At 68.5% G+C, this 12402-nt stretch carries 11 protein-coding genes and 1 riboswitch; of the genes, 3 read left to right on the top strand and 8 right to left on the bottom strand.

What is annotated here, in order from left to right; genetic code table 11:
• Positions 1–110: 110 nt before the first annotated feature.
• A complete protein-coding gene (locus tag ABI214_RS09040) occupies positions 111–1532 on the top strand; it encodes a short-chain fatty acyl-CoA regulator family protein (RefSeq protein ID WP_348608974.1) in 1422 nt (473 codons plus the stop codon).
• Between the two features lie 7 nt (positions 1533–1539).
• Here ABI214_RS09040 and ABI214_RS09035 read toward each other — a convergent pair whose 3' ends face one another.
• Positions 1540–1890 carry a PQQ-binding-like beta-propeller repeat protein gene (locus ABI214_RS09035; RefSeq protein WP_348608971.1) on the bottom strand — a complete coding sequence of 117 codons (351 nt, stop codon included), beginning with the start codon at positions 1888–1890 and terminating at the stop codon, positions 1540–1542.
• Positions 1887–2939, bottom strand: coding sequence for a hypothetical protein (locus tag ABI214_RS09030; protein ID WP_348608968.1), 1053 nt, complete (start codon positions 2937–2939; stop codon positions 1887–1889). The genes ABI214_RS09035 and ABI214_RS09030 overlap by 4 nt, the downstream gene beginning before the upstream one ends.
• 122 nt (positions 2940–3061) lie before the next feature.
• Here ABI214_RS09030 and ABI214_RS09025 point away from each other — a divergent pair, with 122 nt between their 5' ends.
• Positions 3062–3949, top strand: a complete 888-nt coding sequence (locus ABI214_RS09025; RefSeq protein ID WP_348608965.1) for an NAD(P)-dependent oxidoreductase — start codon at positions 3062–3064, stop codon at positions 3947–3949.
• A gap of 87 nt (positions 3950–4036) precedes the next feature.
• On the opposite strand, the gene ABI214_RS09020 is transcribed toward ABI214_RS09025, so the two are convergent.
• Entirely contained in the window at positions 4037–5107 is a 1071-nt protein-coding gene (locus ABI214_RS09020) for a YeiH family protein (protein ID WP_348608962.1), read from the bottom strand.
• Between the two features lie 83 nt (positions 5108–5190).
• Between ABI214_RS09020 and ABI214_RS09015 the strand changes: the two genes are divergently transcribed.
• The gene (locus tag ABI214_RS09015) at positions 5191–6114 is read left to right on the top strand and encodes a LysR family transcriptional regulator (protein ID WP_348608959.1); all 924 of its coding nucleotides are present in this window, start codon (positions 5191–5193) and stop codon (positions 6112–6114) included.
• Positions 6115–6167: 53 nt separating this feature from the next.
• Here the strand turns inward: ABI214_RS09015 and metE are convergent, their stop codons facing one another.
• From metE to ABI214_RS08990, 5 genes are all read right to left on the bottom strand, one after another.
• The gene (gene metE / locus ABI214_RS09010; RefSeq protein WP_348608954.1) at positions 6168–8429 is read right to left on the bottom strand and encodes a 5-methyltetrahydropteroyltriglutamate--homocysteine S-methyltransferase; all 2262 of its coding nucleotides are present in this window, start codon (positions 8427–8429) and stop codon (positions 6168–6170) included.
• A 149-nt stretch (positions 8430–8578) separates the two neighbouring features.
• Positions 8579–8790, bottom strand: a riboswitch (cobalamin riboswitch).
• 77 nt (positions 8791–8867) lie between these two features.
• Positions 8868–9476, bottom strand: a complete 609-nt coding sequence (locus ABI214_RS09005; protein ID WP_348608950.1) for a response regulator transcription factor — start codon at positions 9474–9476, stop codon at positions 8868–8870.
• Positions 9473–10585 carry a sensor histidine kinase gene (locus ABI214_RS09000; protein WP_348608945.1) on the bottom strand — a complete coding sequence of 371 codons (1113 nt, stop codon included), beginning with the start codon at positions 10583–10585 and terminating at the stop codon, positions 9473–9475. The genes ABI214_RS09005 and ABI214_RS09000 overlap by 4 nt, the downstream gene beginning before the upstream one ends.
• Before the next feature lie 10 nt (positions 10586–10595).
• Positions 10596–11372, bottom strand: coding sequence for an ABC transporter permease (locus ABI214_RS08995; RefSeq protein ID WP_348608940.1), 777 nt, complete (start codon positions 11370–11372; stop codon positions 10596–10598).
• The gene (locus ABI214_RS08990; protein WP_348608934.1) at positions 11369–12313 is read right to left on the bottom strand and encodes an ABC transporter ATP-binding protein; all 945 of its coding nucleotides are present in this window, start codon (positions 12311–12313) and stop codon (positions 11369–11371) included. Before ABI214_RS08990 ends, ABI214_RS08995 begins: the two co-directional genes overlap by 4 nt.
• Positions 12314–12402 lie beyond the last annotated feature (89 nt).

Genomic DNA, 12402 nt, shown 5'->3' with positions numbered 1-12402 from the left:
CCTGAACATGCGTATTTTGGTGGTGTGTGTGGCCCGATTTTGCGAATGGTGCGAATGCGTGTCGGCATGGTTGAGTGGGGCCAACGGTCCAGAGTGTGGAAGGGCGCGAGATGCAGAAGATCTACGGCGGCCCGAGGCTGCGTCGGCTGCGCGAGGAACGCGGACTGACACAGCTGGCGCTCGCCCGGATCCTGGACCTGTCGGCGAGCTACGTCAACCAACTAGAGAACGACCAGCGGCCGCTGACCGTTCCGGTGCTCCTGAAACTCAATACGACGTTCGACCTCGATGCCCACTTCTTCGCGGCCGAGTCGGACGCGCGGTTGGCTGCGGACCTGCAGGACGTGCTGACCACGCTCGGGACGCCGTCGCCGTCACCGGCGACCATCGAGGAGTTCGTCGCCCGCATGCCCGAGATCGGACATGCGCTCGTCGGCGTTCATCGCAGACTGCAGGCCGTGACAGAACAACTGGAGCAGTTCAGTGCACACCTGGCCGCGCCCGTTTCCGGCGCAGGTGATGCGGTCCCGATGCCGTTCGAGGAGGTGCGAGACTTCTTCTACGACAGGCACAATCACATCGCCGAACTCGACGACGCCGCCGAGCGGCTGTTCGTCGAGAGCGGTCTGCGAATCGGTTCGCTCGACACGCAGCTGACGGCGCTGCTCGAGTCCGAGCACGACATCGTCGTCCGGCTGCGCACCGATCCGCCCGATCGTCCCGGTCCCAAACGCATTTACGACGCGACCAACCGCATCCTGACGCTGTCGAGACACCTGTCACCTGGGCAACGCGCCTTCCAGATCGCCACGCAGTTGGCCTTCCTCACACAATCCACGGTGATCGACCGGCAAGTGGACGCGGCGGCGACGCTCAGCGACAACGCCCGTGAGCTCGCGAAGATCGGGCTGGCGAACTACTTCGCGGGCGCACTGCTGTTGCCGTACAGCCAGTTTCTCGATGCCGCGGAGCAGTTGCACTACGACATCGAGATGCTCGCGTTGCAGTTCGAGGTGGGATTCGAGACCGTCTGCCACCGACTCTCGACGATGCAGCGGCCCACCCGTCGGGGAGTGCCGTTCTTCTTCGTCCGGACGGACAGGGCCGGGAACATCTCGAAGCGCCAGTCCGCCACCGCTTTCCACTTCTCACGTGTCGGTGGGAGCTGTCCGCTGTGGGTGGTGCACGACGCGTTCGCCGCACCGGGCCGCATCCTCACCCAGGTGGCCCAGATGCCGGACGGCCGCACCTACCTGTGGATCGCCCGCACCACGGACGACGGTGCCCGGCCGTACGGGACACCGGAACGGAGTTTCGCGGTGGGACTGGGCTGCGATATCACGCACGCCGATCGGCTGGTGTATTCGCGGGGTCTGCGACTGGACGAGCAGATGTCGCCGGTCCCGATCGGGGCCGGGTGCAAGATCTGCGAGCGGACGGACTGCGCGCAACGGGCGTTTCCGCAGATCGGCCGCCCGGTTCGCGTCGACGTCGACTTCAGCAGTCGACTGCCGTATCCGCCGGCGTCGTGAACGGACCTCATTTCCAGAATGTGAAGTGGTCGCGCCACGACACCATGAGGGTTCCGGCGGCATCCGACACGACCACCTCCCGGGGGTCCGCTCCCTCGGGAAGCGGCACGGACCACATGATCTTCCCGTCGCTCGCCCGGATGGCATGCGTGCCGGTGTAGTCGCTGAAGGCGAAGTACTGACCGTCGGTGGCTCCGCCCCGGATCCAGTACGCGTCCTCCCACGGGGTCTGCCACACTTGGCGACCCGATTCCAGGTCGAGCCCGGTGATCGTCCGGGTATCCGCCGACGTGAGCACAGCGGTGTGTCCGGCCACGGCCGACAGAGCCGAGCTCCTTTGCACGGAGCCCTCGTTCACGAGAGCAGGGTTTCGCCAGAGCTCCGCGCCGGTCTTCGGGTCGTACGCGCCGTCGCCGAGGAAGAGCGGTGCCGACGTCGACGGCTTGCCGGGGGGGGATCTTGTGGAACGTACACGGGGATGGGAACGGCGCGGATCACAGATCCGTCGGCCGCCAGGACGTTTTGCGTTCCCACGGTCCCGGATCGCCCGCCTGTGCTGGTCAGGAAGAGCCCCTCACCGACCTGCAGCAGCGAATCGCCCTCGAAGGCGAACCGCCGGTCGCCCGTCTCGAGGTCGTAGACCGTGTATATGTACGGAGGCTCACCTGAACGCCCGCGCTCGTAGGCGATGATCGTGCCGGTGTCCGGCGTCGCGTAGACCGCCCCGGCATCGCCGCGAACGTCGAAGGTGCGTCGGAAGTTCGCGGTGATGTCGGTGACGGTGCCACTGGTCAGTACCGACTCAGCGGATCCGCCGTCCGAAACGGAACCCGAGACGTACACCGTATCCCCGTCCACCCGAGCACCATTGAGGTCGAAGTCGGTTCCGATCTCGGACAGCAGGGTGCCGGACTCGATGTCGACGAAGGCGACACGTCGATTCTCCCAGCACGCGATGACGCGCTGTCCGACCTCCTGGGCGCACTGGCCGACGTTGCCGACCCGCACCTTCCACATCCTCGACCCGTCGGCCGGGTCGATCCCCATCAGCGTGACCGCGCCGGCGGGCCGGCCGGACTGCCCTTCGGCCGCCGGCAGGGGATAGGCGGTCGCCGCGATCAGGATGTCACCGGCATTGAAGAGTGAGCCGTAGCCGTAGTAGGTGTCGAGAGTCTGCGGCATGGCCAACAGCACGTCGCCGGGGTTGTGGGTGAGGCGGCCGATGTCCAGCGTCCATGCCGGTCGGGGGCGATCCTTCAGGCTCATGACGACGGAGTGCTGTTCCTGTGCCGAAGTCGGCGCGCTCGACCGGTCCGCGAGAACACTGACCATGATGGTCCCGACCGCCCCGATTAGCGCGATCCCGAGCGCCACGAGCTTCCAGTGTTCCTTCAGTCCACTCCCCACCGGTCGACGGTAGCCGACGAATCGGGACTATCCGGCAAGAATCGCAGTGGGGTTCCTGCCTGGCCCGTCGGCGTTACAGTGGGGCGAACCGTGTGACCGCGCTTTCGCCGCCGGAGGTTGCTGTGGACATCGGATTTCTGGGTATGGGCACGATGGGGCGCCCGATGGCGCGCAACCTCGCCCGAGCCGGCTACGACGTGACGGTGTGGAACCGCAGCCCCGGCAAGGCGGCAAGCGTCGTCGACTACGGCGCGTCCGAGGCACCCGACCTCTCCGATGTGCTGCAGAAGTCCGTCGTGTTCAGCTCGCTTGCCGACGATCGAGCTTTCGCGGATTCGGTGTTGTCGACGTCGTCGCTGCAGGCCGCGGAATCCGGATCGGTGCACGTCAATCTCGCCACCGTCAGCCCCGGGATGTCCGCCGAGGCGGAGTCCCGCCTGGCGGAGCGGGGCATCTTCTACGTGGCCGCTCCGGTGTTCGGGCGCGCGGAGGTGGCCGAGGCGGGTGAACTCACCGTCCTCGTGGCGGGCGACTCGCGCGCGATCGACGAGGTTGCGCCCCTGCTCGACGTGATCGGACGCCGCACGTGGCGCGTCGGAGACGATCCGAAGCAGGCGAACGTCGTGAAGATTCTCGGCAACTATCTGATCGCCACCGCGATCCAGTCGATGGCCGAGGCGACGACCGTCGCCGAGAAGGTCGGCGGCTCGCCCGAGCTGCTGATGAAGATCATGAACGACAGCCTCTTCCCCGGAGGGGTCTACGAGGGCTACGGCGCGATGATCGCGCAGCGTCGCTACGAGCCCGCCGGGTTCCGGCTCCCTCTGGGGCTCAAGGATGTTCGGCTCGCACTGTCGCAGGCCAACGACGTGAACATGGGCCTGCCCTTCGGTAGCGTGCTCGAGAACGTCTTCCTCGATGCGCTGGCTCACGGCCAGGCCGACCAGGACTGGTCCGCGATCACCGAGGCCACCCGACGTCGGGCCGGACTGGACGTGCGTCGTCCGTAGTCGCGCAGGGGGGCGAGAAACCGAGAACGGGCCTGCCGTGCGACGGATCGCGCGGCAGGCCCGTGGTTCTGGTCGGGAGTATTCCGTTCAGACCAGCAGGACCCCTACGAGCGCGATGAGCGCCACCCAGACCGTCGACGCGGCGGCGAGGACGAAGGGCCGGATGCCGACCTTCTTGATCGTCGCGATGCGGACACCGGCGCCCAGGGCGAACATCGCGGCCGTCAACAGTGCGGTCTGCAGCCAGCTCGCTAAGGAAAGGACACCTGCCGGAACGAATCCCATCGAGCGGATGACCACGAACCCGAGGAACGCGACGACGAAGAACGGAACCAGCGGCGGCCGGGTGGAGGTGGCGCTCTGCTCGACCGACCGCCGGCGCTGCATCACGCTCAGGACGGCCATCACGGGGGCCAGCATGAGGACCCGGGCCAGCTTGACGATCGTCGCCACGGTCAAGGCCGCGGTGCCGATGATCCCGCCGGCGGCGACGACCTGCGCGACCTCGTGGATCGATCCGCCTGCCCACAGTCCCGCCTGCATGTCGTCGAAGCCGAGCGCGTTCGAGAGCAGTGGGATGGTCGGAATCATCAACGTGCCGAAGATCACGACGAGCGCGACGGCGGTGAGGACCTCTTCCTCCTCCGCCTCCACGACACCGTCCGCAGCGGCCACGGCAGCGGCGCCGCAGATGGAGAAGCCACAGGCGATGAGCACCCGTTGGGTCCACGACAGGCCCAGCAGGCTGCCCACGAACATGGTGCCGACGATTCCGAGAACGACGATCGCGACGACCATCGCGATGACGCCCCATCCGAGTCCCAGGATGTCGCTCAGGACCAGCTGGAGGCCCAGCAGTGCGATCCCGACCCGCAGAAGCTTCTTGGACGAGAACGTGATTCCCGCACTGAAGCTTGCGGGCAGCACAACCAGATTGGCCACCAGGGCGCCCATCACGATCGCGATCAGGAGCGGGCTCAGTGTGGGGACGAAGTGCCTGATGCCCATTGCGATGGCGGCTGCCGCGGCCGACAGTGCAATGCCCGGTACGTAGGCACGGACTCCGTCCAGCCGAGAGACGGCGGCAGGGGAGGGGGGCGCGGCGACCAGTTCGTCTTGCTGCCCCAGTTCGGATTTCACAGGACAACGATCCTCCATCGGGCGTTTGTTCGGTAGAGCCCGATTGGGCAACACCTCATATCGAATTGATATGATCTTTCGGGCCGCCATACACTCGACGCATGTCTCCCCGGTCACTCGACTTCACTGCGCTCGAATTGTTGGTCAACGTCAGCGACTGTGGAAGTCTCAGTGCTGCAAGTCGACTCGTGGGAATGGCTCAGCCCAACGCGAGTCGCTGCATCAAGCAGTTGGAACGCCGGTTCGGAATGACGTTGCTGCGGCGCAGCACCACCGGATCGGTCCTCACGCCCAGCGGAACTGTGGTGGCCTACTGGGCTCGAAAGATCTTGGACGACACCGAGAAGCTGCTCGAAGTGGTCGACGGGCTGCGGGCGGAACGGTCACGCGGACTGCGCGTCAGTGCCAGCATGACCGTCGCCGAGCATCTGATGCCGTTGTGGTTGGGGCGCTTTCGCCAGTCGCATCCGGAGCTGACGATCCATCTCGAGGTGCACAACTCGCTGCGAGTGTTCGAGCAGATCTCCGACGGCTCCTGTGAGCTGGGCTTCGTCGAGTCGCCGACCATTCCGAAGCGGCTCAAAAGTACGCCCGTGGCCCGGGATCGCCTGGTGATCGTCGTCCACCCCGGGCATCCGTGGGCGACCCGAACCCGGCCCGTCACCCCGCCCGAGCTGGCGATGACACCGTTGATCGTGCGCGAGCCCGGTTCCGGCACGCGGACCACGCTCGACCTCGCGCTCGAACTCCACTCGCGTGCCGCTCCGCTCCTGGAACTCGGCAGCTCGGGCGCGATCCGGAGCAGCGTCCTGGCGGGGGTGGGGCCCGCGGTGTTGAGCACTCTCGCGGTCGCGGACGCCGTCGCGTCCGGTGATCTCGCGGTGGTCGAGGTCGAGGGACTGAAGCTCGATCGGACCCTGCGCGCCGTGTGGAGCGCGCAGGGGCCACTGCACACCGCCGCGGACGAGTTGGTGCGGATGGCACGCGATTTCGGAAGCGAACGTCCCGCGCGACGACGGGCGTGAGCGTGGTGCCCGGTGTCCCGGCCCCATGGGACCAGGACACCGGGGTCGGTCGTCTAGATCCCGGCCCGCACCAGGCGCGCGGCCTCGACGAGATTCCGGAGCGAGGCCTCCACCTCGACGTTGCCACGCGTCTTGAGGCCGCAGTCGGGGTTGACCCAGAGCCGTTCGGCGGGGACGGCCTTCAGTGCCGCCCGCAGCGACGCGGCGATCTCGTCGACCGACGGCACTCGCGGCGAGTGGATGTCGTAGACGCCGGGTCCCACGCCCAGGTCGAAGCCGACGGCATTGAGGTCGTCGAGAATCTCCATGTGGGACCGGGCCGCCTCGATGGACGTGACGTCGGCGTCCAGGCCCGCGATCGCCCCGATGACCTCACCGAACTCCGAATAGCACAGGTGGGTGTGGATCGCGGTCGTGTCGGCGATGCCCGACGTCGCAAGCCGGAAGGCGCCGACGGCCCAGTCCAGGTAGGCGGGCTGGTCGGCCGCCCGCAGCGGCAGCAGCTCCCGCAGCGCCGGCTCGTCCACCTGGATCACCCTCGCGCCGGACGCCTCGAGGTCGATCGTCTCGTCACGGATCGCGAGGGCAACCTGGTCGGCCGACTCGGCGAGCGACTGGTCGTCGCGCACGAACGACCACGCCAGGATCGTGACGGGACCGGTGAGCATGCCCTTGACCGGCTTGTCGGTGAGCGACTGTGCGTACGAGATCCAGTCGACCGTCATCGGCTTGGGGCGACGCACGTCGCCGAACAGGATCGGCGGGCGGACGCAGCGGCTGCCGTACGACTGCACCCAACCGTTCGCGGTGGCGAAGAACCCGTCGAGTTGTTCGGCGAAGTACTGGACCATGTCGTTGCGTTCGGGCTCGCCGTGGACGAGCACATCCAGACCCAGCTTCTCCTGCAGCGCAACCACATCGGCGATCTCGGCGCGCATGCGGCGCTCGTACTCGGCCCGATCGATGTCACCCTTGCGCAGGGCGGCGCGGGCCACGCGGATCGCGGTGGTCTGCGGGTACGAACCGATCGTGGTGGTCGGCAACTGCGGCAGGGGCAGTTCGGTCGCCTGGAGGGCGCGACGTTCCGCCGCCGGGATGCGCTTGCGGTCGGCGTCCGTCAGCGCGGCGAGGCGGTCGCGGATCGCGTCGTCGTGCAGGCGCGGATCGGCGGCCCGGGTCGCTGTCGCGGCGCGGGCGTCGGACAGTTCGTCGGCGATCGTGTCACGCCCGTGCCGTAGTGCGGTCGCGAGAGCGGCGACCTCGCCGATCTTCTCCGAGCCGAACGCCAGCCACGACCGCAGTGCGCGGTCGAGGCCGTCCTCGCCCTCGAGCGTGTAGGGGACGTGCAGCAGCGAGCACGACGTGGACACGGCCACGGAACCCGCACGCTCCCGGAGGGTTTCGAGGGCGTCCAGCGATCCGTCGAGCCCGTTGCGCCAGACGTTGCGGCCGTCGACGACACCCGCGACGACATGCTTGCGCTCGAGCCCCGGCGTCGAGGCGACCGACTCGAGCGAGCCCGCGACGAGGTCGACGGCGATGCCCTCGACCCCGGTCTCGACGAGTGTCGGCAACGCGTCCCCGAGGTCACCGAAGTACGACGCCACCAGGATTGCCGGGCGGTGGTCCACCGCGGCGAGGCGGCCGTGCACCGCCCGGGTCGCGGCCAGTTCGGCGCCGGTGCGGTCGGCGACCAGCGCCGGTTCGTCGATCTGGACCCACTCGACACCGGCGTCGGCGAGCCTGCCCAGCAGCTCCGCGTACAGCGGAACGATGTCGTCGAGGCGGTCCAGCGGCGCCTGGTTCTCGAACTTCGACAGCAGCAGGAAGGTGACCGGCCCGATCACCACCGGTCGGGCCGGAACGCCCAGCGCCCGGGCCTCCTCGACCTCGCCGAGCACCTTCGCGGGGTGGAGCGTGAACGTCGTCGCCGGGGTGATCTCGGGAACGAGGTAGTGGTAGTTGGTGTCGAACCACTTCGTCATCTCGAGCGGAGCGACGTCGGCGTTGCCGCGGGCGGCCGCGAAGTAGCGGTCCAGTTCGTCGGCGATCCCGGCGACCCGCTCGGGCAGCGCCCCCAGCATCGCGGCGGTGTCGAGCATCTGGTCGTAGTACGAGAAGACGTTGACCGGGACGGAGTCGATGCCCGTCTCGACCAGTTCGGTCCACGTCTGTCGGCGCAGTTCCTTGCCGACCGATTCGAGTGCGGAGGCATCGAGTTTCCCGGCCCAGTAGGACTCGACTGCCTTCTTGAGTTCGCGACGGGGTCCGATGCGCGGGGAGCCCAGTACGGTTGCGGTGAAAGCGGATGTCACGGTGTTCTCCAGTTGCTCACAGCGTGGATGGTCACCGCCGGCAGACGAGAAGAAGCGAGCCCCTGGTGCGCGCCCGCCAGCGGGCAGCACGAAGTGCAGCGCGTCGCCCATTCTCGCCTTTTCCTCGAGGCGGTGGACCGTCGAGCACGGCGTGCCCGACACAGTCGGCAGGTCTTCGGACTCGTGGGCGCTCGGGCGGTTGCGAAGCCGCCGAACCTACTGGCCGTCGCTTCCCAGACCTGTCGGTCCAGTGCATGTGACGGCGGTCGTTCCCACTCACCGCTGCGGGACAGTCCCGGACTTCCACCGGGTTCCCTCTCACACTCGTCGGTCTCACGACCGCGAATGCTTCGACGCCGGGGCGGTCTTCGGGGCTCCTCACGACCGCGCCAGGCGAACCAGCTGCACCGTCCAGCATAGGACGTCCACGGCGGACGTCTAGAGCCAGCCGTTGGCGTCCGCTATTCGCACGGCCTCGGTGCGGTTCTCCGCGCCGGTCTTGCCGATCGCGGACGACAGGTGGTTGCGGACCGTGCCGGCGGACAGGAACAACGTGGCCGCGATGGACGCGACGGATGCACCGTCGCGGGCGGCCAGGAGCACCTCGGTCTCGCGGTCGGTGAGCGGTGACTCCCCGCTGACGAGGCTGTCGGCGGCCAGCGCCGGATCGACGACACGCAACCCCGCGTGTACCCGTCGGACCGCGTCGGCCAACTGGCGTGCGGGTGTGTCCTTGACGACGAATCCCGATGCGCCGGCCAGCAATGCGCGTCTCAGATACCCGGGTCGGCCGAACGTCGTCACGATCAGGACCCGGGTGGTGGGCGCGGCCTCGCGCAGCGCGGCGGTGGCCGAGATTCCGTCCAGCCCTGGCATTTCCACGTCGAGCAGCGCGACGTCAGGGTGGTGCAGGGCGGCAGTCGCCACCACCTCGTCGCCGCGTCCCACCTCGGCGACGACGTCGAGGTCCGGCTCCAGATCCAGCAGGGCGGCGAGGGCGCCCCGGACCAGCGCCTGGTCGTCGGCGAGCAGCAGGCGAATCGTCACGGTGCCTCCTCGGCGACGACCTGGACGGAGAAACCTCGAGGCTGCGGATGCGTGACGATCACGCGGGCGTCGGCTGCTGCCGCGCGCTCCCGGAGTCCGGTGAGTCCGTTGCCCGCGAGCAGGGCGTCGGTGCCCACGCCGTCGTCGACCACCGCCACGTGGCGGTCGTCGATCGTCACGGTGCAGCGTCGAGCACCGCTGTGCCGCACGACATTCGTCACCGACTCTCGCACGGTCCAGGCGAACAGCTCCCGCAGCCGGGTGGGGACGGCGTCGGTGCTGTTGGGCAGGTCGGCCTCGATCCCGGCGGCACGCAACGCCTCACGGGCCCGGGCGATCTCGACGGGCAGTGAGACGCCGCGGAACCCCTCGACCGCCGATCGGACGTCGGCGAGTGCGTCCCGGGAGAGCCGCTCGAGGTCGTCGAGTTCGACACGGGCCCTGTCGGCATCGACGTCGAGGAGCCGGTTCGCGAGCTGTGCCTTGACGGTGATGACGGTGAGCGAGTGGCCCAGGATGTCGTGCAGATCCCGGGCCATGCGGGCGCGTTCCTCCTGCACTACGCGCAACTCGTCCTCGTCGCGCCTGTTGAGCAGCGCGATGTTCCGGTTCATCAGTGCGGTGACGCCCGCCATCGCGAACGCGGCCGCGCAGATCGCGAGCGGCAGGCTCGACACGTTCCAGCCGGCGCGCGTCGCCAGCAGCTCGACCACGCCGGCGACGCCGAGGGCGACGGCACCGCCGGCGATCGCGGGCAGCAGCGTCACCGCGGTCACCGCGAGGAACACCGTCGACGCCAGCCCCGCCTCGCCGAGCGTGACGGTCATGATCACCGCGAGAGCGACGAGCACTGTCATGTCGCCGATCGCCTGTGGGAGCGGGGGCCGCAATTCGCGACGCATCCGACCCCGACGTGCCGAGGAGAACACCGACAGGAAGACCACCGCGAAGAGGAGCGTGGCTGTGATGCCGATCCAGCCGCTCGCCAGATCGCGCCGATGCCATCCCGCTGCCAGTGGCTCGAACAGGAACACCAGCCAGACGGCGGCGAAGACGATGCCGAAACGGCCCCACCGCTGCACTGCGGCGGGGCGTTCGGTGCTGATCACGTCGAACACGCTATACGCGGGCGGTGTCGCGCTGGAACCGCCACACGGCTCCGCCGACGAAGATCGCGAGCCACACGACGACGTTGACGATCCACGTCCACTGGACGGCGTCGCCGGTGAGCGGGGCATGCACCAGGTTGCCGATGCCGAACATCGGCGTGAACTGCGCGATCGTCGCCCACACGGAGCCGTCCTGCAGCGGAATGAACAGGCCGCCGCCGAACGCCAGCAGCGCCAACCCGGGTCCGAGGATCTGCATGACGTTCTCGCTCGGCAGCAGGTATCCCATGAAGAGCCCGAAGGCCGCGAAGATCGACGATCCGAGCCACGCGATCACCGCCGTCGTCACCCACAGCGAGCCGTCCATGTCGGCGGAGGTGAACGCGCCGACGGCGTACACGACCGCCAGCGCGACCAGTCCCAGCGTCATCGCGACCACGAGCTTCACCGCGATGTACGCGACGGGGGACAACGGGGTCAGCCGCAGCTGCCGGCTCCAGCCCGAGGCCCGCTCCACCGACACCATGGCGCCGCCGCTGGTGGTCGCGATCATCGCGCCGTAGAGCGCCATGCTGATCATGATGTACGCGGTGACGTTGCCCCGGCCGGCGTTCTCCTCGCTGTAACCCTGGCCGAGGCCGAAGATCAGGAAGAACACGACCGGCATCACCAGTGTGAAGATGACGGTCCGGCGGTTGCGGAGCAGGCGGCGCAACTCGAGTCGCAGCAGGGTGGTGTTGAACCCGCCCCAGCGGACGGTCGGACGGGTGGCAGCGAGAGTGGTCATCGAACCGGTCCTTCGGTGTGGTCGGTGGTGAGGGCGATGAAGGCGTCTTCCAGTCCGCGCGAGACGATTTCGAGGTCGTGGGCCGCGGTGTGGAGGAGCAGATGGCGGGCCACCGCATCGGTGTCCGACGAGTGCACGACGAGCGTCTCGCCGCGCAGCTCGACGGCGTCGGCGTGCGGAATGGACTGCAGCAGTGCGGCGTCCGCGCCGGGCACCGTCGCGCGTAGGGTGCGGCCGGCGGCCATGGCCTTGACCTCGGCAGTGGTTCCGTCGGCCACGACTTGTCCGCGGCGCACCAGCACGATGCGATCCGCGTACGCGTCGGCCTCCTCGAGGTAGTGCGTCGCGAACACCACGGTGCGGCCGGCGTCGGCGTCGGCGCGGATCGCCGACCAGAACTCGCGCCGGCCCTCGACGTCCATTCCCGCCGTCGGCTCGTCGAGCAGGAGCAGCGACGGGTCGGGCAGCAGCGCCATCGCGAACCTCAGCCGTTGCTGCTGGCCACCGGAGCACTTTCGGACCGGCCGATCCGCGATGTCGAGGATGCCGGCGCGGCGCAGCACCTCGTCGACGGGTCGTGCGTCCGCGTAGAGGCTCGCGGTGAGCTGCACGGTCTCGCCGACGGTCAGCTCCGGCAGCAGCCCACCGGTCTGCATCACCGCCGACACCAGCCCCCGGGAGATGGCGTCCCGCGGAGACAGCCCGAACACCTCGACCGTCCCCGAACTCGGCTGGGAGAGACCGAGGATCATGTCGACCGTCGTGGTCTTGCCGGCTCCGTTGGGACCGAGGAAGGCCACCACCTCGCCGGGGCGGATCGTCAGATCCAGGCCGCGGACGGCGTGCACCTGACCGAAATGCTTGTGGACTCCGGTCAGGTGCACCGCGTCACTGCTGTGCGGGCCCCGGCGGAGTATGGGAGTCGGCTGCGCTGTGGTCATGCCTCGAATCTGCCCGCCCGCGGGCCGTCATCCCTCGCCCGTCCGTCACGACCTCGGCATGACAAATGTCAGGGCTGCGGGCGGCGGGC

Source organism: Prescottella soli, assembly GCF_040024445.1.
GTDB classification, from domain to species: domain Bacteria; phylum Actinomycetota; class Actinomycetes; order Mycobacteriales; family Mycobacteriaceae; genus Prescottella; species Prescottella soli.
Note: the sequence above shows the minus strand (reverse complement) of the source record. Positions and strands in the feature narration are given on the sequence as shown.

Bases quoted from the DNA above. Each gene is read 5' to 3' on its own strand.
- ABI214_RS09020 (WP_348608962.1), bottom strand. From the start codon at position 5,107: ATGGAGGATCGTTGTCCTGTGAAATCCGAACTGGGGCAGCAAGACGAA.
- ABI214_RS09040 (WP_348608974.1), top strand. From the start codon at position 111: ATGCAGAAGATCTACGGCGGCCCGAGGCTGCGTCGGCTGCGCGAGGAA.
- ABI214_RS09015 (WP_348608959.1), top strand. From the start codon at position 5,191: ATGTCTCCCCGGTCACTCGACTTCACTGCGCTCGAATTGTTGGTCAAC.
- ABI214_RS08990 (WP_348608934.1), bottom strand. From the start codon at position 12,313: ATGACCACAGCGCAGCCGACTCCCATACTCCGCCGGGGCCCGCACAGC.
- ABI214_RS08995 (WP_348608940.1), bottom strand. From the start codon at position 11,372: ATGACCACTCTCGCTGCCACCCGTCCGACCGTCCGCTGGGGCGGGTTC.